The following is a 19,334-nucleotide window of genomic DNA, read 5'->3' as shown; positions in this document are numbered from 1 at the left end:
GGGCGTTTTATAACGGTTGTACTTTTATAACTTTACTTAGGCCCGAGAATCTTCACCAACTTATCCGGCGACGGCGCCCCCTGCTGTTGCTGCAACCCACCCTTGTCATCCAGGTAGAAAATCGCCGGGGTGGCGGAATTGGAGGGGCTGTGAGTTAACCGTTGATCGGGAAAGTCGTGAGTCTTCGTCAGAACTGTCAATTCTGACAGTAGGCGCGAACTCGTTAAATAGAGCTCACTACAGGGGAAACCCTCGGCCTCGGACTGGCTGAGGGTGCTGACCCTGAATACGGAGTTCTTATCATGGCTAAAGCAAAAGCAACGCCTCGATCGACCACGCCAAATGCTCAGGAAGTAGATGCCCCGGTAGTGTCCAGTGAAGTGGATAGCATCGTTGTTCCCTCTCTGATGCCGGGTTCGTACTTGACGGTCGACGCTCGTATGGACAGTTCGCCTATCACCGTCAAGTTCAGTGCAAAAGAGGTAGCGGAACTGGTATTAGAGGACATTGTGGATTCAAGCGGTGAAGCTGGGGCCAGGCACATCGATATTCCACTGGATTATCTGACAAAGCTGATGGGGTTTACGGCCCTCATTTCCTATACGGGAAGGACGCAGGGGCAAGCAGCAGCTTCGCTGGTGACAGAAGTAGGCATATCGTTTTACCCAGCAGACGAAAGTGACGACCTTGCGCCCCACTTGCTTCACGAAAAAATTGTTCATAACACGCCAACGTATGACATGCGTGATCACACAGGCGACGAGACGGTACTTGTGCCGGTCCCACCTCTTGCCAAAGCAGGGGATAAGCTCTACTGCACGGTCGCTACCGAGCAAGATGCGGCTCGACACGTGTTCTACACGGTGGTGTATGACTATGTATTGACTGCTGCGGATGCCGTGGCGGGGAATGTGCTGCGTTTCTCGATTTCCCGGGGGTGGTTGGCGCGCCGCAAGCCGTGGCGATCACTCACGCTGCAATGTGCGTGGATCACCAGCGGTTTACCGGCCGAGCCCCCCGCTGAGGTTGACCCGCACCTGGAGACGCGCCTGCCGAGAAACGCGCTCGAAATCCAACGTCGTCGTACAGCAGCTTTAATTGTTGATCCTGGGCTGGACCTGAAGCCCCCGCACCTGCGGCAGTCGGTGGAATACAACGGCGAGTGGTGTCTGAACCCAGAATTGACCAAGCAAGGCGGCAATGTAGACACCCCAGCGCTGGAGACGTATGCCGGTGACCATGTCTGTTTTTATGCCAGTGGGGCGGGTTACGGGCCTGAGCCGCTGGGCTGTGTAACGATTGAAAATGACGGGTACCTGGCATCCGTCAAGCTGTCGCCCTGCATCATCGCTTGTTTCTTCAACAAACCGATGACGCTGGACTACACGGTCAAGACCCCCAATGGTGAGGCCTCACAGCGATCGCCCGAACAGGTGGTCAGCGTTTTGGTGCCTCAATTCCCCCACTCGGGCATTGAAGAGGCAACGGACGGTAAAGTGGATCTGCGCACGTTCGCAGGGGATGCAATGGCGACTGTGCCCGTCTGGGATTATGCAGAGTGCTCGAACACGTGTTGGATGTGGATCACGGGGACGCGTGAAGACGGCAGCGCTTACCGGTTCGACATTTTGACGAATGCCGCTGTTACGGATGACTGGAAGACGCATGGGGTTGATGCGTCTATCCCGAGGGCAGAGCTGCAAAAGCTGGCGGATTGCAGCAGTTTTGAACTGCATTTTTCAGCGACTTTTTGTGATGCCGATGATTTGGCTGAGGCTCATGCATTCCCGGCCCAAGCGTTTGAAATCGAGCAAGAGGCTCTGGTCCTGCCTGCGCCTGAAGTTGTCGAAGCGGTGGGCTCTGATTTGACTGCCTGGAATGGGCGTAACGGTGTACAGGTCAAAGTGGATTACGTCGGCAACAACCCCAAGCACTCCATCAGTCTTTGCTGGAAAAAGGCGGACGGTACTTGCTGGCCGCTGGCTTCCAAACCGGGGATTACAGCGGGCGCTGTGATCTTTGAGCTGCCGGCGGAAGCGGTGATCGAAAGCATGGGTAAAACAGTGCCAATCACCTATACCGTGAATACAGCGTGCAAGGTGCAGACCTCGCCGCCTTTGAACTTGAAGATCAGTAAGCCGGTGCGTCTACCCACTCCCGCAGTGAGGGAGGCCACGCCATACGCCACTCAAGGTGGGGTTTTAGATTTGCGTGCTTTTGCCGGTGATGCTCATATCACAGTGGAAAAGTGGTGGTTCATATTGTTAGGGCAGGTCGGATGGCTCAAATGTACGGGCACCGCCGACGCGAATGGATCCCCTTACACCATCAATGTGGCAATTGCCGCACCGATCACCTCTAGTGATCTGTCCGGTGGCTTGGAAAAACTACTTCCACGTGCAGAGCTGGAGAAGTTGCGTAACTTAACTCCGTTGGTGGTTGAATACATGGCGACGCCAGATGTCGGTGGTGTTCAGAGCAATGCGATTACGTTCCCCGTATTGAACCTGAAGTTCACTAAACCCTTCCGCGATCTATCGGACTTTACTGCTAATGGAGATCTCAACGGTTGGCAGCGGGGGCCTGCGGCGGCGGACCCAAGGGACTTGGTACATCATCGGGAAGAGGACGGTAACGGGTGTTTGTTTAATTACACCTATTCAGAGACCAGTAATGGCGTTTTATTGTCAAAAGCCATTCATGGATTCGAGGTAGGTCGCAAATATAGTTTCAGTATTGCGGTGAAGCGTTTCAATCTGGCAGGTGCTGCTCCGCGTTTTTCGTTGAACGTAAATAGTGTTCCTGTTACCGCGCAAACTGATTTTCCAAATATGGTTTGGGCCGCACTGACGGGCACGTTCACAGCGACCTCAGCGAGCATGTCGCTGAACATCTACTCTCATGTTTACACTGGTATAGGGAACGATTATCTCTTGGATAAGATTTATGTGAGAGAGGTGTAACGGTAAGCTCTAAACGACGGAGTAAAGTCGAACACTTCTATTTTTTTGAGTAGAAGTGTTCGATAGTTGTGCGGGTGGCACATTTGTCATTCCCGCACGAACCTGTCGGCATTATTTCGGCCCTAATATCTTCACCAACTTATCCGGCGACGGCGCCCCCTGCTGTTGCTGCAAGCCACCCTTGTCATCCAGGTAGAAAATCGCCGGCGTCGCCGACAACTCCAGCTCATCCATCAACTTCATATTGGCATCGAGCTTGGCTTCGATATCGGCCGGGATCTTGGCCATTGCCTGCAATTTACTGCCCTTGCCGGCTGCTTCGTGTTCTTCCAGGGCTTTTTGCGGGTCTTTGGCGGCGAACAGGGCGGCGGACTTGGCCGCGCTGTCTTCGCGGATGATGCCGACCATGATGTGGCGCAACTGCACCTTGCCGGCCTTGACCCATGGCCGCGCCTGTTCCCAGAACATGTTGCAGTACGGGCAGTTAGGGTCGCTGAACAGGTAGACGATGCGTGGCGCTTTAACGTCGCCGTCCTGGATCCAGTTGCTGTGTTCCATCTTGGCCCAGACTTCCTTGGCCATCGGCGCGTACACCAGTTTTTCCAGGGGCGCGGTGCTCAGGTCATTGCCCTGGGCGTCGTACAGGTTGCCGGCGATCACGCTTTTGCCGTCGGCGGTCAGGTACAGCGCCATGCCGCGGTTCTGGTATTGCGCGGCGTAGCCGGTAAGGCCGCTGGGGGCGTCGAATTTGCCGATGATCCTGGCGCCCTTGGCTTCGATCTGTTTGATCGGCGCCGGCCAGTCTTCGGCCTGGGCCAGGGTGGCCGCCATCGTCAGTGGTAAGAGGCTCAGCAGGTGGCGGAGGCTTGGCATGTCGGTTTCCTTGTGGCAGCAGGGGCGGTGTCGAAGGGTTCCATGGCACGGGCCAGGCTGGCCTGGGACAACTCGCCCAAGTGGCTGTTGATCAGGCGTCCGTCGGCTTGGTAGAACAAGGTGGTCGGCAGGGCCATGGAACCCACGGCCTGGCCGAGGCGGCCGCTGGCGTCAAACAGGACGTTGTCCAGGTTCAGGCCCTGGGTGGCCAGGTAGGTGCTGACGCTTTGCATGCTTTCGGCCTGGTTGACGAACAGGAAGGTCACGTCAGGGCGCATGCGTTGGGCACTTTCCAGCACCGGCATTTCGCGGCGGCAGGGCGGGCACCAGGTGGCCCACAGATTGATCACCAGCGGGCCGCCCTGGTAATCCGCCAGTTGCACCACTTCGCCATTGGCGTTGCGCAGGGTGATGTCCGGCAGGCGCGTGCCTTTTTCATACACGCTCAAGGACAGGCTGGTCATGCCCCAGAACAGCAGGCCGGTGATGACCCCGGCGCTCAGTGGCTTACGCAGCGCCGGGCGGCGCCAGCCGTAGGCCAGCGCACCGAGGATCAGGGTGATGATGCCGGGCCAGGCGAGGAAGCCGCCGTCGCGCAGGTCGACCATCTGCAGCCAGTCGCTGCTGTAGTAGCTCCAGTACATCAGCACAAAGCTGACGCGTGCCGCGAGCATGCCCAGCAGGAACAGGCTGAACAGCACCGATTCCGGGTTCTCACCGCCACGCTTGGCCACGCGCCAGCCCACCAGGGTGGCGAGAATCAACGCGCTGATCAGCAGAATGTGATTCAGCGCGATGGCGAAGGTGCCGATGGTCAGGGTCAGCATCAGAGGGCGTCCCGGGCTTGGGTCCAGCGTTGCAGGAAGGCGTCGGCATTCACTTCGCCGGTGATGCGCTGGGCGCGGCGCTCTTCACCGTCGGGGCCGATCCAGACGAAGCTCGGTGGTCCCGGTACTTTGTAGCGGCCCAGCAGTTCGCGGCTGGCGGCATTGTCGGCGGTGACGTCCAGGCGCAGCAGGCGTACGTCTTTGAGGGCATCGAGGACTTTGGGTTGGCCGAACACCTGTTTTTCCATGATCTTGCACGACACGCACCAGTCGGCGTAGTAGTCCACCAGCACCCATTGGCCCTGGGCCTTGGCGCTGTCGAGTTGATTTTGCAGGACGGCGGGGTCGTTGATGGTCATGAAGGCGTCATGGGCGGTGGGCGCACCGGCGACTTGCGCGCCGCGGTACACCTTCAGCGGTTGCAACAGATCGTCGCCGCCACCGGCCGCGCCCACCACCAGCACTGCGCCCCACAGGCCCAGCACCAGGGAACCGGCACCGAATACCTTGGCCGCCAGGCCGTACTCGCGGGCCAGGGTCCAGCCGCAGTAGGCCATCACCAGCGCCAATGCGCCCCACAGGCCGATCCACAGGCTTTCGCCGACCACCGGGCGAATCATCAGCACGGCGGTACCCAGGAACAGGAAGCCGAAGATGCCCTTGAGCACGTTCATCCAGTTGCCCGGCTTGGGCAGGAAGCGGTTGCCCACGGTCACCAGCAGCAACAGTGGAACACCCATGCCGATGCCCATGTAGAACAGGATCAAACCGCCGTGCAGCGCATTGCCACTTTGCGCGATATACAGCAGCACGCCCGCCAGTGGCGCGGTCATGCAAGGGCCGACCAACAGGCCGGACAGCGCGCCCAGCACCCCGGCGCCGATCAGGCTGCCACCGCTTTGCTTGCGGCTGACGTTGTCCAGGCGATCGCGCAGGAAGGCGGGCAGTTGCAGTTCAAAGAAGCCGAACATCGGCAGGGCGAGGATCACGAACAACGCGGCGAAACTGCCGAGAATCCAGGGAGTTTGCAGCAGCGCGGCGAGATTGGCGCCGAGCAATGCCGCCAATACGCCGAGCGCCGCATACACCAGCGCCATGCACACCACGTAGCTGCTGGCCAGGGCAAAACCACGGCGAGGACTGGCGCCACTGCCCGCCACCAGGCCGGCGAGGATTGGCAGCATCGGCAGTGAACACGGCGTAAATGCCAGCAGTAGGCCCAGGCCGAAGAACACCAGCAGGCTCCAGCCCAGGCTGCGCTGTTGCAGGCCGCTGGCCAGGCTCTGGTCCTGGGCTTGCGCGGTGGCGGCGACGGCGGGGTTGCCGCCCAGGTCTACAGTGATCGACTGCGGCGGGTAGCACAGGCCTGCATCGGCGCAGCCCTGCCAGCCCAGTTTGACCTGGCCGGTGGCCCCGGCGGGCAGCTTCACTTCCAGGCCCTGGCGATACACTTCCTGCTCGCCAAAGAACTCGTCGCTATGGGCCTCGCCTTGCGGCAGTGCCGGCTGGGCGGCCAGGCCTTCGAACTTCATGCGCTGCTTGTACAGGTAATAACCGTCGGCAATTTGCCAATACAACTGGGTCTCGCCACTTTCAAGACGTTCGGAAGTAAAGGTAAAGGCCTTGCCCACCGGGAGGAAATCGGGTTTGGTCTCAAACGGGTTGCCCGGCGCGGCCTGGGCCAACCCGGCGAACAACACCAGCAGAAAGGTAAACAGATGCCGCATGGTCAAGCCTTAGTCCGATACAAGTGAGGCACACAATGTGTGGCGTTGATTAACCGATGATTAACCGAGGGCTATTCTAAAGTGTACGGAATATCTGAGCGTGACTCTTTTCACGGCATAATCTGCGCTTAATCCGCTGCACCTTTAATCCCCCCATCTTTCATGAAGGGTTCACCATGCACGTACTGGTCTGTGAAGACGACGAACTGATTGCCAGCGGCATCGTGGCCGGCCTCACCGCCCAGGGCTTTACGGTTGAGCGCGTGGCCACGGCGGCGGCTGCGCGGGCGATGCTCAAGGCGGCGACCTTCGACATCATGGTGCTCGACCTCGGCCTGCCCGACGAAGACGGCCTCAAGCTGCTGCAGCAACTGCGCAGCCAGGGTCTGGAGATTCCGGTGCTGATCCTCACTGCGCGGGATTCGGTGACCAACCGCGTCGACGGCCTGCAAGCCGGCGCCGATGACTACCTGCTCAAACCCTTTGACCTGCGCGAACTGGCTGCCCGCCTGCAAACCCTGCTGCGCCGGATGGCGGGGCGCAGCGTCAACCTGATCGAACACGGCCGGTTGACCTATGACCCCAGCAGCCGCGAAACCCTGTTGGGCGGCCAGCCGGTGGATCTGTCCCGGCGTGAACAAGCGCTGCTGCAGGCGCTGCTGCACAACAAGGGCCGCGTGCTGTCCAGCGAGCAGCTCAAGGACAGCGTTTACGGCTTCAACGATGAGCTGGAGAGCAACGCCCTCAACGTGCATATCCACCACCTGCGGCGCAAATTGGGCAATGGCATTGTCGAGACCGTGCGCGGCCTGGGCTATCGCCTGGGCCCGGCGGATGACGGCGAGAACGCTTCGTGAAAAGCCTGCGCCTGCGCCTGACTTTCAAGCTCGGCGCCGCCTTCGTGCTGATCTGGGCCCTGGCAGCGGCCTGGATGCTCAACGACCTGCGCAACCAGATGATGTTCTCCCTCGACCAGCGCCTGGTGGCGTCGGCACGCATGGTGGCGGGGCTCACCGAGCAGATGCCGGGCCTGGCCAGTGTCAGCGGCGGCGCGCATTTCAGTGCCGAGCAACTGCACGTGCCGGGCGGCATGGCCTGCCAGGTCAGTTCCTTGCGCGGGGAAATCCTGGCGCGCAGCCACACCACGCCGGATCAGGGCCTGGAGTCGCAACGCAGCGGTTTTCGCGACCAGATGATCGACGGCGTGGGCTGGCGCAGCTTTACCCTGTCCCGTGGCGACCTGCTCATTACCACCGCCGACCGCCAGGTTGAGCGCGAGGCCCTGAACCTGTCGATCCTGCTGGCGGCTTCGGTGCCGGTGGGCGTGGCCATGCTCGGTTGCCTGTGCCTGCTGTGGCTGGGCATCGGCCAGAGCCTGCTGCCGCTCAACCGCATGCGCGACGCGCTGATGCGGCGCAGTGCCGATTCCCTCGAACCGCTGCAGATCCACCCGCTGCCCAGCGAACTCAAACCGCTGCTGGACACCCAGAACCAACTGTTGCAACGCATCGCCAAGACCATCGAGCGTGAACGCCGTCTCACCGGCGATGCCGCCCACGAACTGCGCAGCCCGCTGACGGCGATCAAGACCCACCTGCAAGTGGCGCGCATGACCGAAGGCGCGGCCCGCGACCAGTCCCTGGCCCACGCCGAGGAGGGCGCCGACCGCTTGCACCGTACCCTGGAGCAGTTGCTGCTGTTGGCCCGGGTGGAAGGCAGCCTGTCGTTTGACGATGGCCTGCAGTCCAGCGCCGAAGAAGTCGCACGGCTGGCGATCCAGGATGCCAATGCTGGCGATAATTCGCGCATCGATCTGATCCTGCCGCACAACCTGTCCGCTGCCCCGGTGGAAATGCCCGTGGGCCTGGCGGTTGCCGCCCTGCGTAACCTGCTGGACAACGCCTTGCGCCATACGCCGGCGGACACGCGGGTAGAGCTGAGTGTGTTCACCGCGCCAGATCAAGTGGTGTTCCGCGTGCGCGACCATGGCAAGCAGATTTCCAGTGAAGACCTGCAATACCTGACCCAGCGCTTCTGGCGCAATGGCAACAGCGAAGGCTGCGGCCTGGGCCTGGCGATCGTGCAAGCAATTGTGCAGCGCTGCTCCTGTTCACTGACATTCGACAGCCAGGCCGATGGCCTGCGTGTCGAGTTGGGCATGCCGCTGCGACGCTGAACGCCGTCCTTTCAAGTGCCAAATAATTACCACCCTCCTGACGTTCAAGTCTTCAGGATGGCGCTAATTTTTTTGCGCTTGAACGGGCCGAATGACTCGGCCTGTATTGAAAAGGATGGTTCTTATGTTGGTCATCGACACCAGTTTCCCAGCCAGGCACTTCAACGACCGCAACGGCGAGCCTGTGGGGCAACTGATCCTGCATTACACCGCCGCGCCGTTCGCGTCCTCCCTGCGAACCCTGACCCAGGACGGGGTCAGCGCCCACTATCTTCTGCCTGATCCCGATGAGCCCGGCTACCGCGCTGCCGGGTATGACGAACTGCGCGCGTTTCGTCTGGTGGATGAAACCAAGCGTGCGTGGCATGCCGGGGCGAGCCAATGGGCTGGGCGGGATAACCTCAATAGCCGTTCGATTGGTATCGAGATCGTCAACCTGGCGCGGGATGACGCGGGGGTGTTTACCTTTCCTGCGTACGCCCCGGAGCAGGTTTCGGTGTTGATTGCACTGGTGCGCGACATCCTCGGGCGTTACCCGCAGATCGGCCCGGCGGATATTCTGGGGCATTCGGACGTGGCGTATTGGCGCAAGAGTGATCCAGGGCCCCGGTTGCCTTGGCGATGCTTGTACGACGCCGGGGTTGGCGCCTGGTTTGATGAGGCGACGCGGGCGATGTATCAGCGTCGGTTTGGTGTGGGGCTGCCACCGGAGGTAGAGGTCGAGCGGGCGTTTGAGCGGTATGGGTATAAGCCTGCGCAGAACCGACAGGCGTTTGCACAGCGCACGCGGGCGTTCCAGATGCACTTCAGGCCGCGAGATCACCGGGGTGTGTTGGATGCCGAGACGTGCGCGATCCTGTATGCCCTGAACGAAAAATACCGAGGACTTTGACGCCGAGTACCGTTCAACTGCATCCGCTAACGATCAATAGCCCTAAATCCCTCAGCCGCTGATGCGTTTCCAGAACAGGAAATCCGTGCGCATGCCCTTGGGCCAGACGCCAACGGATTGGCAGTTTGGTCACCATCATCAGCGTATTGAGGGACAGAGAGATGTCAGTCGCTACCAGCCGTATCGAAAGCGCCCCGGTGCATGGCAGCCCGGCGCCTGCGGAAACGCTCTACCAGTTCGATGAAACACCGCTGTTGGCCCGTCAACGCCAGCAGGAGTCCAACGCCCGCAGTTACCCCCGGCGCATTCCCCTGGCGCTCAAGCGTGCCAAGGGTATTTATGTGGAAGACGTGGAAGGCCGCCAGTTCATCGACTGCCTGGCCGGCGCTGGCACGCTGGCGCTGGGGCATAACCACCCGGTAGTGATCGAAGCCATCCAGCAAGTGCTGAGTGACGAACTGCCGTTGCACACCCTCGACCTGACGACACCGGTCAAGGATCAATTCGTACAGGATCTGTTTGGCCTGTTACCGGCCGAGCTGGCGCGGGAAGCCAAGATTCAGTTCTGTGGCCCTACCGGCACCGACGCGGTGGAAGCTGCGCTGAAACTGGTACGTACCGCCACCGGGCGCAGCACCGTGCTGTCGTTCCAGGGTGGCTATCACGGCATGAGCCAAGGCGCCTTGAGCCTGATGGGCAGCCTGGGGCCGAAGAAACCCTTGGGTGCGTTGCTGGGCAATGGCGTGCAGTTTCTGCCATTCCCCTATGACTACCGCTGCCCGTTCGGCCTGGGCGGTGCGCAAGGTGTGCAGGTCAATCTGCATTACCTGGAAAACCTGCTCAACGACCCGGAAGCCGGGGTATTGCTGCCCGCAGCGGTGATTGTTGAAGTGGTGCAGGGTGAGGGCGGCGTCATCCCGGCCGACCTCGACTGGCTGCGCGGCCTGCGGCGGATCACCGAGCAGGCGGGCGTGGCGTTGATCGTCGATGAAATCCAGAGCGGTTTTGGGCGCACCGGCAAGATGTTCGCCTTTGAACACGCCGGCATCATTCCGGACGTGGTGGTGATGTCCAAGGCCATCGGCGGCAGCTTGCCGCTGGCGGTGGTGGTGTACCGCGATTGGCTCGACACTTGGCTGCCGGGCGCCCATGCCGGTACGTTCCGTGGCAATCAGATGGCGATGGCGGCGGGTTCGGCGGTGATGCGCTACCTCAAGGAACACGATCTGCCCGGCCATGCGGCAGCGATGGGCGAGCGCCTCGGCGAACACCTGCGCATCCTGCAAAGGGACTTCCCGCAGTTGGGCGATATTCGCGGCCGCGGGCTGATGCTCGGCGTGGAGTTGGTGGACCCGGACGGTACCCTCGACATCCAGGGCCACCCACCGGTGCACCGCCAATTGGCGCCGCTGGTACAGCGCGAGTGCCTCAAGCGCGGACTGATCCTGGAACTGGGCGGCCGTCATGGCAGCGTAGTGCGCTTCCTGCCGCCGCTGGTGATCACCGCCGCAGAAGTCGACCGTGTGGCCGAGATCTTCGGGCGCGCCCTGGCCGCCGCTGTGGCCAGCCTCTAATTTTTCGACGGCTTGGTACGTTTCTACAGATATCAGTGCTGCGCGTGGTGCGCAGCCAGTTTTTTTGCGATGGAGAACAGCAATGACCTCAGTATTTGACCGCGACGACATCTTGTTTCAGGTAGTGGTCAACCATGAAGAACAGTATTCCATCTGGCCCGACTACAAGGCCGTGCCGGAAGGCTGGCGCACCGTAGGCAAGAGCGGCCTGAAGAAAGAGTGCCTGGCCTACATCGAAGAAACCTGGACCGATATGCGCCCGCTGAGCCTGCGCCAGAAGATGGATGGCGCGGCACTGGCCTGAGGTAATCAGGCTTTATGTGGCGAGCTCGCTTGTTGTGGTGAGCGGGGCAGGCCCGCTCACCACAACAAGCGAGCTTGGCAACAGTGGGTGCGATGCCTTCAAGCTTCCTTCTCTTTCTCCAACCCACCCGACGCCCCCGTGACCACCTGCACACTCAAGCGCGGTGTGGCCAGGTCCAACCCCGCTTCGTCCAGATGCCGTTTCAGCGACAGGTTGAACGCCCGCGACACTTCCCACTGTTTGATCGGCGCCGTTTTGAACCGTGCCCGCAGGATTGCGCTGCCTGACTCAAAACTTTCCACGCCCTGAATCTCCAGCGGCGACCAGATGTTGCGGCGCTGCAGCGGGTCGTTGCGCATTTTCTGGCCGACATCGCGGATCAGCTTGATCGCGTTATCAATGTCCATGTTGTACGGGATCGCCACGCGGAAGATCGCGTAGCCGAACTCCCGCGAGTAGTTCTTGATGCTCTTGATCTCGCTGAACGGAATCGTGTGCACAATCCCGTCGATGTCGCGCAGGCGCACGGTGCGGATAGTCAGGCCCTCGACGGTGCCGAGGTGGCCGCCCACGTCCACGTAGTCATCGATTGCCAGGGAGTCTTCGATGATGATGAACAGGCCGGTGATCAAATCCGCCACCAGCGACTGCGCACCAAAACCGATGGCCAGGCCGATTACACCGGCACCGGCCAGCAGCGGCGTGACGTTCATGCCCATATTCGCCAGGGCGACGATGGCGGCGATGATGAAAATCGTCACGAACAGCACGTTGCGGATCAACGGCATCATGGTCTGCGCCCGCGCATTGGCCAGGCCTTTGCGCGAGCGGGTGAGGGCGTGGTGAATTGCCGTGTCGCTGAGGATCCAGATCAACCAGGCAAACAGCAGCGTGCCTGCCAGGCCGAACAGTTTGACCGCGATTTCATGGCCGTCGCCTTCGGTAAAGCCAATCAGCGACAAGCCCCAGACCCGCAGGCCCAGTTCGATAAACACCAGCCACACCACCAGGTGAGCCAGGGTGTAGATGAAGCTTTTCAGGCGCTCGGAGTACAGCGCATGGCGCTTGTGCCCGCGTTGCGGCTTGAGGGCATGGCGACGCACCAGGCCATTGATCACCATGCACAACACCAGCAATACCGTGCACAGCAGCGATTGACGCAGGGCGGTGCTGGTGTCGCCGGCAGAGACGAACGTGGCAAACAGGGAAATACCCACCAGCAGCAGGGCCGGGATGTACCAGAACGAGCCGATGATCTCGATGGTGTCACTGAGGGCGCGCCGTGTGAGGCGGCGTGACAGCGGCTGGTTGCGGATCAGGTGGGCGATCGGCCGGCGAAAACGCAGGATAAACACGCCGGTGGACAGCGCCGCCATCACATTGGCGACGGTTGCGGCGGTGTGCGACAGGTGTTGGCCGAGGGCCGTTACCAGGCGCGGGTCGCTCAGGGCTTCGCCAAAGGCGGCGAAGCTGCCGATCCACCACAGCGGACGAAAGGCCTGGTGCCGCAGGATGTACAGCGCGCGATGGCGGTGCGGGCCGTCGAGCAGCGAGAAGGCGATCACGCAGATGGCCGAGAAACAGGTGCCGACCACCAACGCATAAGCCAGTACCATCGCCAGGGACTTGCCCAGAGACGAGGGCAGCGCGTAGCTCATGTACACGGTGATCACCAGCGCGATCAGCCACGGCCCGAGTTTGCGCAGGGCAAAGCGCACCATGTCCCAGGTACGTGGGTGCTGCGGCAACTCTTCAGGCAGGCCGAACCGTTCGCGGATGCGGTGGCTGAGCCATATCAACGCATAGGCCAGCAGGCTCCACACCGCCAGAATCAGCGCGAAACCAAAGATGATCGGCAGCCATTCGCTGGCCGGCAGCATCAGCGCATCGAGCTCGTCCTTGGCCAGGTCGATCTCATTGGACCAGCGCCCCAGAGGGCTGTCGTTACCGGAAAACTGTTGCTCAAGGGTCGACAGCGTGTTGCCGATCAGCCCAAGCACACCTTGCTCGGCGGCCGGCTGGGCTTTTTGCGTGGCGGCACGCAGCTTTTTCAGGTCGCTGAGCAGTTGGGTGCGTTGCTGGTCGTTTTCCAGGGTCTTGATCACCTCGTCCAGCGATTGGCCGAGGGGCACTTCTGCCTGGGGCTGTGACTTGTTGGTGCTGCCCAGCAGGCCGGGCAGGCCGACCGCCTGGGCAGACGCCAGGGGCAGCAGGGTGAGCAGGGCGATCAGCAGGTAGCAGGGCAGAGCAAACAGACGGGAAAACACGAGGCGTTCAACCTTGGAAACGACGGGTTGAGCGAGTGTACGAGTGCACGGGTCATTCGGCCAGTTTGGCGAGGATCTTGTACACCACAGTGCCCAGGATCAGCAGCATACCGATCCACATGCCGAACACGCCGAGGGGTTTGTCGCGAAAATTGAAGCCGACCGCGAGCATGATCATGCCGATCAGGATAGGGATAAGCATGGCGTGGAAGGAAGACATGGAGATCATGGGGCGACGGCCTTGTCGGAGTGGGAATACTGACAAGTCTAGGTCGGATTGCGGGAAGTGCAGGTGATATAGATCAGGTGTACGCAAAACCAAATGTGGGAGGGGGCAAGCCCCCTCCCACATTTTTGACTGTATTCAGCCTTTGGATCAGGGCAAGTCGTGGCTGGCGTAGAACGCGCCCAACACCTTCACCAGATGCGCCAGGTCATGGCTGCCGCACAGTTCACGAATGGAATGCATGGCAAACGTCGGCAGGCCGATGTCCACGGTGCGCACGCCCAGGTGGCTGGCGGTGATCGGGCCGATGGTCGAGCCGCAACCCATGTCGCTGCGCACGACAAAGCTCTGTACCGGCACTTCCTCGGCCATGCACAGATGGCGGAAGAACCCGGCGGTTTCGCTGTTGGTGGCGTAGCGCTGGTTGCTGTTGACCTTGATCACCGGGCCGGCGTTGAGCTTGGGACCGTGGTTGGCGTCGTGCTTGTCGGCGTAGTTCGGGTGCACGCCGTGGGCGTTGTCCGCAGACACCAACAGAGATTTCTGAATGGTGCGTACGAACTCATCACCTTCGGGCAACAGGCGGCGCAGGGTCTGTTCCAGCATCGGGCCATCGGCGCCGCAGGCCGAGCAGGAGCCGACTTCTTCGTGGTCGTTGCACACCAGCACGCAGGTTTCGTCGCTTTCGCTGGTGAGCAAGGCTTGCAGGCCGGCGTAGCAGGACAGCAGGTTGTCCAGGCGCGCGCCGGCGATAAAGTCGCCATTAAGGCCAATCACGGCCGCACTCTGGGTATCGTAGAAGCTCAGCTCGTAGTCGAGCACCACGTCGGCGTTCAACCCATGCTCGCGTGCCAGTTGCTCGGTGAGCACGGCACGGAAGTCCACGCGCTCGTCACCGGCAAATTGCGCGAGGATCGGCGGCAGTTCGGTCTGGGCATTGATCGCCCAGCCCTGGTTGGCTTCACGGTTCAGGTGAATAGCCAGGTTGGGGATGATGGCGATGGGCAGTTTGAAGTCGATCAGCTGGCTTTCGACCTTGCCGTCGCGGCGGAACGTCACGCGGCCGGCCAGGGACAGGTCACGGTCGAACCACGGGGCCAGCAAGGCGCCACCGTAGACTTCCACACCTAATTGCCAGAAACCCTGGCGTTGCAGCTCGGGCTGGGGCTTGACCCGCAGGCACGGGCTGTCGGTATGGGCGCCGACCAGGCGAATCCCGCCCTGCAGCGGCGAGTGGCGGCCGAGCTTGAAGGCGATGATCGAGGAGTCATTGCGGGTCACGTAATAGCGACCGTTGGCTTCGGTGGTCCAGGTTTCGCGCTCGTCGAGACGCTGGTAACCGGCCGCTTCCAGGCGCTGGGCCAGGGCGGCAGTGGCATGAAAAGGAGTAGGGGAGGCCTTGAGGAAGTCGATCAGGCCTTGATTCAACGCTTCGCGCATAAATAGCTCCAGACAGCAGTGCGCGGAGTTTACCGTCCGATGGCCAGAAGTGCACAGAACAAATGTGGGAGGGGGCTTGCCCCCCGATAGCGGTAATCCGTAGCAGCTGCCGAGCGCAAGCGAGGCTGCGTAGCGGACGTATTGACACCCCACGATCTGCGGGGCTCCCAACGCAGCCTCGCTTGCGCTCGGCAGCTGCTACACCGCAATCGGGGGCAAGTCCCCTCCCACATTTGACTGTGTTCACAGCTTAAAAGGGGGCAGGGCACTCAAAGCGCAAGCGCTCACCGCTTTGCGGGTGCGTGAAGCTCAGCATGCTCGCGTGCAGACACAGGCGCGGCCAGGCAGCCAGTGCCTGTTCATGTGCGTACAAGCCATCACCGAGCAACGGGTGCCCAATGGACAGCATATGCACACGCAGCTGATGCGAGCGCCCGGTGATCGGCGTCAGCTCCACGCGGCACCAGTCCCCACAGCGCTCCAGCACTTTCCAGAAGGTCAGCGCATGCTTGCCGAACTCATGGTCCACCACATGGCGGGGCTTGGTCGGTGGGTCGTAGCGCAGGGGCAGGTCGATGCTGCCGCTGTCCAGTTCCGGCTGACCCCAGGCCAACGCGGTGTAGGCTTTTTCGGTTTCGCGGTCGTGAAACTGACGGGACAGTTCGCGATGGCTATCGGCGTCCCGGGCCAGCAGGATGATCCCCGAGGTTTCCCAGTCCAGTCGATGGACGATGCGGGCTTCGGGGTAGCCGTTTTCCTGCAGGCGGGTGATCAGGCAATCCTTGTTGTCGTCGGCGCGGCCAGGCACCGAGAGCAGCAGGGTCGGCTTGTTCACCACCAGGACAGCGTCGTCCTGATGCAGGATATGGATATTGGACAGCGGCATTAAACAGCCTCGCAACAAACGCCAACGGCGGCTCGACCACCCGGTTCCCGCAAGGGGATCAAGGTGATCGAGCCGCCGTGGCGGCCGCCTGTTCGATCAACGATCAGGCAGGGTGATATTGAGTTCCAGAATCGAGCAACTGCCGTCATTTTCCAGAGCGACATGCACGTCATCGTTGCCGATATTGACGTACTTGCGGATCACCTCGACCAGTTCCTTCTGCAAGGCGGGCAGGTAGTCCGGGGTGCTGCGTTGGCCGCGTTCGTGCGCCACGATGATCTGTAGACGCTCTTTCGCGACCGACGCGGTGCTTGGCTTTTTGTTGGCGCGAAAGAAGTCGAGAAATTTCATTGTTTAGTTGCCTCCAAAGATACGCTCGAAGAATCCCTTCTTCTTTACATCGAGGAAGCGATGTTCCACGGACTTGCCCAGCAAGCGATCAACCGCATCGCTGTACGCCTGGCCGGCGTCGCTCTGGTCGTCAAGAATCACCGGCACGCCCTGGTTGGAAGCCTTCAGGACTGCTTGGGATTCCGGGATCACGCCCAGCAGGGTGACCGCGAGGATGTCCTTGACGTCTTCAACGCCAAGCATTTCGCCATTGCTGACGCGCTCAGGGTTGTAACGGGTGAGCAGCAGGTGCTCCTTGATCGGGTCTTCGCCTTTTTCGGCGCGTTGGGACTTGCTGGCCAGCAAGCCGAGCATGCGGTCCGAGTCACGCACGGAGGACACTTCCGGGTTGGTCACCACGATCGCTTCATCGGCGAAGTACATCGCCAGGTGAGCACCGGTTTCAATACCGGCCGGGGAGTCGCACACCACGTATTCGAAGGTTTCCTTCAGTTCAGCGAGGACTTTGCCTACGCCTTCCTTGGTCAACGCATCTTTGTCACGGGTCTGGCTGGCGGCCAGCACGTACAGGTTCTCAAGGCGCTTGTCCTTGATCAGGGCCTGTTGCAGGTTGGCTTCGCCGTTCACCACGTTGACGAAGTCATACACCACGCGGCGTTCGCAGCCCATGATCAGGTCGAGGTTACGCAAACCGACGTCGAAGTCGACGATCACTGTCTTGTGGCCGCGCAGAGCGAGACCGGTACCGATAGCGGCGCTGGTGGTGGTCTTACCCACACCACCCTTGCCGGATGTAACCACGAGAATCTTGGCCAAGGTGTTTCACCCCTAAGGAAAAAGGACTTTTCAGTCCCTGAAAAACATCTCTTGGAACTCGCCGCAGGCGGACAGCCATTGTAGGAAAAAGATGTGGTTTCCATGGGGAAACGCCAACTTCCAATTATTCCTACGCAAGTCTTGCCGGTTTCGCTGTGCTATCAGAGTCTAGAGATGCTTGGAAAATGCGGCAGTATCCGTTAAAGACGGATGATGTTCAACACGTCGCCCGAAAGGCTGACCTGCACCCCGGCCCCCCACAGCGGATCACGGCGCAAATCTTCGGAAACCTTGTACCGACCCGCGATGGACACTAGCTCAGCGGTCAATTGCTGGCAAAAAATACGGGCCTTGGTATCGCCCTTGATGCCGGCGAGGGCACGTCCGCGCATCGGGCCGTATACATGGATATTGCCATCAGCCAGAAGTTCCGCGCCGGGACTGACCGAGGAGATCACTACCAGGTCGCTTCCCTCTGCGTAAATTTGCTGCCCACCGCGTACGGGCGAGGTGATGATCTTTGTAGGCTTGATCGTCGGCTCCGGTGGTTTTTCCGGTTTTTTCTTCTCTTCACCGACCAATGGTTCGAGCGGACGCTCGCGTGCGCCGGACGGTGGCAGTACTGGCAGTTCAATGGCGATGGCTGCGGCAATGTCTTCGATACGGCTGGCACGAATGGCCAGCGTCCGCAGGCCGTGGGAGCGGCACACGCGCATCAGGCCGGGCAGATCGACCGCGCCCTGGCCGGCAGGCAGTTTGTCCAGGGCCAGCACCAGCGGGGCGTTGTTGAAGAAATTGGGCGCCAGGGCGACCTTGGCGGCGAGCTGGCGGTCCAGGGCGTCGAGGTCGTTGCGGGCGAGTTCCAGCACGGTGATGGCGAGCATGCTGCCTTTCAGCTGGAACACGGGATCTTGGTCTAGCGGTTCGGTTTGGCTCATGGTCGGCATAAAGCGGCTTGTCACGAAAAGTGTCGAGACTTATAACGAGAACATCCACTGGCCGCAAGCCGGGTCGAACCGTTGTAGAATGCGCGGCCCTGTCTTTACCGGAATCTGTAATGGATCGCCCGCGTTTTCGAGCTGCATTTTTTCACCCGCGTTTCTGGCTGTTATGGCTTGGGCTCGGCCTGCTGTGGCTGGTCACCCAATTGCCGTACCGCGCCCTGCTGGCCATTGGTCGGTTGTTGGGTGCGGGCATGTACCGTGTGGCTGGCGAACGTCGCCGCATCGCCGCACGAAACCTGGAACTGTGCTTCCCGGAAAAAACCGCCGAAGAGCGTAAGCAGTTGCTCAAGGAAAACTTTGCCTCCACCGGCATCGCCTTCTTTGAGATGGCCATGAGCTGGTGGTGGTCGCGCCAGCGTCTGTCGCGCCTGGCCCACGTCGAGGGCCTTGAACACCTAAAGCAGGCCCAGTTGGATGGCAAGGGCGTGATCCTCATGGCCCTGCACTTCACCACCCTGGAAATCGGCGCGGCACTGTTGGGCCAGAAGCACACCATCGATGGGATGTACCGCGAGCACGGCAACCCGCTGTTCGACTTTATCCAGCGCCGTGGCCGCGAGCGCCACAACCTCGATTCCCTGGCCATTGAGCGCGAAGACGTGCGCGGCATGCTCAAGCTGCTGCGCGCCGGCCGCGCCATCTGGTACGCACCGGACCAGGACTACGGCGCCAAGCAAAGCATCTTCGTGCCGCTGTTCGGCATCCAGGCCGCCACCGTCACCGCCACCAGCAAGTTCGCCCGTCTGGGCAAGGCGCTGGTGGTGCCGTTCACCCAGGAACGCCTGGCGGATGGCAGCGGTTACCGCCTGGTGATCCACCCGCCGTTGACCGACTTCCCTGGCGAAAGCGATGAGGTGGACTGTCTGCGCATCAACCAGTGGGTCGAAGCCTCTGTACGCGAATGCCCCGAGCAATACCTGTGGACCCATCGCCGCTTCAAGAGCCGGCCACCGGGCGAACCCAAGCTGTACGAAAAACGCCGCCGATAAGACAGATTTTTCCCCGACA

Annotated in this window: 17 protein-coding genes and 1 pseudogene; 7 read left to right on the top strand and 11 right to left on the bottom strand. The window is 61.0% G+C overall.

The features are described from left to right. Positions 1–32: 32 nt before the first annotated feature. Positions 33–137, bottom strand: a pseudogene (locus tag DNK50_RS22985) (thiol:disulfide interchange protein DsbG); the annotation flags it as partial. A 165-nt stretch (positions 138–302) separates the two neighbouring features. Between DNK50_RS22985 and DNK50_RS22980 the strand changes: the two are divergent. Next, the gene (locus DNK50_RS22980) at positions 303–2,963 is read left to right on the top strand and encodes a hypothetical protein (RefSeq protein WP_112196353.1); all 2,661 of its coding nucleotides are present in this window, start codon (positions 303–305) and stop codon (positions 2,961–2,963) included. A gap of 111 nt (positions 2,964–3,074) precedes the next feature. On the opposite strand, the gene dsbG is transcribed toward DNK50_RS22980, so the two are convergent. Genes dsbG through dsbD form a run of 3 tightly spaced genes read right to left on the bottom strand, consistent with a single transcriptional unit; the run spans position 3,075 to position 6,390 of the window. Beyond that, positions 3,075–3,836, bottom strand: coding sequence for a thiol:disulfide interchange protein DsbG (gene dsbG / locus DNK50_RS22975; protein WP_112196352.1), 762 nt, complete (start codon positions 3,834–3,836; stop codon positions 3,075–3,077). Further along, positions 3,812–4,663, bottom strand: a complete 852-nt coding sequence (locus DNK50_RS22970) for a TlpA disulfide reductase family protein (protein WP_112196351.1) — start codon at positions 4,661–4,663, stop codon at positions 3,812–3,814. Before DNK50_RS22970 ends, dsbG begins: the two co-directional genes overlap by 25 nt. Further along, positions 4,663–6,390: a protein-disulfide reductase DsbD gene (dsbD, locus tag DNK50_RS22965; protein WP_112196350.1), complete on the bottom strand. Its 1,728-nt coding sequence runs from the start codon at positions 6,388–6,390 to the stop codon at positions 4,663–4,665. Before dsbD ends, DNK50_RS22970 begins: the two co-directional genes overlap by 1 nt. 176 nt (positions 6,391–6,566) lie before the next feature. Between dsbD and DNK50_RS22960 the strand changes: the two genes are divergently transcribed. The 5 genes from DNK50_RS22960 to DNK50_RS22940 all read left to right on the top strand — a co-directional run bounded on the left by DNK50_RS22960 (position 6,567) and on the right by DNK50_RS22940 (position 11,336). Next, the gene (locus DNK50_RS22960; protein ID WP_099586384.1) at positions 6,567–7,247 is read left to right on the top strand and encodes a response regulator; all 681 of its coding nucleotides are present in this window, start codon (positions 6,567–6,569) and stop codon (positions 7,245–7,247) included. Further along, the gene (locus tag DNK50_RS22955) at positions 7,244–8,566 is read left to right on the top strand and encodes an ATP-binding protein (protein WP_112196349.1); all 1,323 of its coding nucleotides are present in this window, start codon (positions 7,244–7,246) and stop codon (positions 8,564–8,566) included. Before DNK50_RS22960 ends, DNK50_RS22955 begins: the two co-directional genes overlap by 4 nt. Positions 8,567–8,690: 124 nt before the next feature. Continuing rightward, entirely contained in the window at positions 8,691–9,458 is a 768-nt protein-coding gene (locus DNK50_RS22950; protein WP_112196348.1) for an N-acetylmuramoyl-L-alanine amidase, read from the top strand. A 161-nt stretch (positions 9,459–9,619) separates the two neighbouring features. Beyond that, entirely contained in the window at positions 9,620–11,032 is a 1,413-nt protein-coding gene (locus DNK50_RS22945) for an aspartate aminotransferase family protein (RefSeq protein ID WP_112196347.1), read from the top strand. 82 nt (positions 11,033–11,114) lie between these two features. Further along, positions 11,115–11,336 (top strand): MbtH family protein, encoded by a 222-nt coding sequence (locus DNK50_RS22940; RefSeq protein ID WP_017527671.1) that lies wholly within the window; start codon positions 11,115–11,117, stop codon positions 11,334–11,336. A 98-nt stretch (positions 11,337–11,434) separates the two neighbouring features. Here the strand turns inward: DNK50_RS22940 and DNK50_RS22935 are convergent, their stop codons facing one another. From DNK50_RS22935 to minC, 7 genes are all read right to left on the bottom strand, one after another. Beyond that, on the bottom strand, positions 11,435–13,603 hold the full coding sequence (locus DNK50_RS22935) for a mechanosensitive ion channel family protein (RefSeq protein WP_099586380.1): 2,169 nt from the start codon (positions 13,601–13,603) through the stop codon (positions 11,435–11,437). A 52-nt stretch (positions 13,604–13,655) separates the two neighbouring features. Further along, entirely contained in the window at positions 13,656–13,832 is a 177-nt protein-coding gene (locus tag DNK50_RS28975; RefSeq protein WP_010208820.1) for a hypothetical protein, read from the bottom strand. Positions 13,833–13,979: 147 nt separating this feature from the next. After that, on the bottom strand, positions 13,980–15,269 hold the full coding sequence (locus tag DNK50_RS22930; protein WP_099586379.1) for a M18 family aminopeptidase: 1,290 nt from the start codon (positions 15,267–15,269) through the stop codon (positions 13,980–13,982). Between the two features lie 250 nt (positions 15,270–15,519). Continuing rightward, entirely contained in the window at positions 15,520–16,155 is a 636-nt protein-coding gene (locus DNK50_RS22925) for an RluA family pseudouridine synthase (RefSeq protein ID WP_057721392.1), read from the bottom strand. A gap of 96 nt (positions 16,156–16,251) precedes the next feature. Beyond that, positions 16,252–16,506: a cell division topological specificity factor MinE gene (minE, locus tag DNK50_RS22920; protein WP_003175252.1), complete on the bottom strand. Its 255-nt coding sequence runs from the start codon at positions 16,504–16,506 to the stop codon at positions 16,252–16,254. Positions 16,507–16,509: 3 nt separating this feature from the next. After that, a complete protein-coding gene (gene minD / locus DNK50_RS22915) occupies positions 16,510–17,322 on the bottom strand; it encodes a septum site-determining protein MinD (protein ID WP_092486440.1) in 813 nt (270 codons plus the stop codon). A gap of 200 nt (positions 17,323–17,522) precedes the next feature. Further along, entirely contained in the window at positions 17,523–18,260 is a 738-nt protein-coding gene (gene minC, locus DNK50_RS22910; protein WP_099586400.1) for a septum site-determining protein MinC, read from the bottom strand. Positions 18,261–18,379: 119 nt separating this feature from the next. Here minC and DNK50_RS22905 point away from each other — a divergent pair, with 119 nt between their 5' ends. After that, on the top strand, positions 18,380–19,315 hold the full coding sequence (locus tag DNK50_RS22905; RefSeq protein WP_112196346.1) for a lipid A biosynthesis lauroyl acyltransferase: 936 nt from the start codon (positions 18,380–18,382) through the stop codon (positions 19,313–19,315). Positions 19,316–19,334: the final 19 nt, after the last annotated feature.

The organism is Pseudomonas sp. LG1E9 (assembly GCF_003290225.1).
Taxonomy (GTDB): Bacteria; Pseudomonadota; Gammaproteobacteria; order Pseudomonadales; family Pseudomonadaceae; genus Aquipseudomonas; species Aquipseudomonas cyclaminis.
Note: the sequence above shows the minus strand (reverse complement) of the source record. Positions and strands in the feature narration are given on the sequence as shown.

Bases quoted from the DNA above. Each gene is read 5' to 3' on its own strand.
- dsbD (WP_112196350.1), bottom strand. From the start codon at position 6,390: ATGCGGCATCTGTTTACCTTTCTGCTGGTGTTGTTCGCCGGGTTGGCC.
- DNK50_RS22940 (WP_017527671.1), top strand. From the start codon at position 11,115: ATGACCTCAGTATTTGACCGCGACGACATCTTGTTTCAGGTAGTGGTC.
- minC (WP_099586400.1), bottom strand. From the start codon at position 18,260: ATGAGCCAAACCGAACCGCTAGACCAAGATCCCGTGTTCCAGCTGAAA.
- DNK50_RS22960 (WP_099586384.1), top strand. From the start codon at position 6,567: ATGCACGTACTGGTCTGTGAAGACGACGAACTGATTGCCAGCGGCATC.
- DNK50_RS22945 (WP_112196347.1), top strand. From the start codon at position 9,620: ATGTCAGTCGCTACCAGCCGTATCGAAAGCGCCCCGGTGCATGGCAGC.
- DNK50_RS22905 (WP_112196346.1), top strand. From the start codon at position 18,380: ATGGATCGCCCGCGTTTTCGAGCTGCATTTTTTCACCCGCGTTTCTGG.
- DNK50_RS28975 (WP_010208820.1), bottom strand. From the start codon at position 13,832: ATGATCTCCATGTCTTCCTTCCACGCCATGCTTATCCCTATCCTGATC.
- DNK50_RS22970 (WP_112196351.1), bottom strand. From the start codon at position 4,663: ATGCTGACCCTGACCATCGGCACCTTCGCCATCGCGCTGAATCACATT.
- DNK50_RS22925 (WP_057721392.1), bottom strand. From the start codon at position 16,155: ATGCCGCTGTCCAATATCCATATCCTGCATCAGGACGACGCTGTCCTG.
- DNK50_RS22930 (WP_099586379.1), bottom strand. From the start codon at position 15,269: ATGCGCGAAGCGTTGAATCAAGGCCTGATCGACTTCCTCAAGGCCTCC.
- DNK50_RS22950 (WP_112196348.1), top strand. From the start codon at position 8,691: ATGTTGGTCATCGACACCAGTTTCCCAGCCAGGCACTTCAACGACCGC.
- DNK50_RS22980 (WP_112196353.1), top strand. From the start codon at position 303: ATGGCTAAAGCAAAAGCAACGCCTCGATCGACCACGCCAAATGCTCAG.
- minE (WP_003175252.1), bottom strand. From the start codon at position 16,506: ATGAAATTTCTCGACTTCTTTCGCGCCAACAAAAAGCCAAGCACCGCG.
- dsbG (WP_112196352.1), bottom strand. From the start codon at position 3,836: ATGCCAAGCCTCCGCCACCTGCTGAGCCTCTTACCACTGACGATGGCG.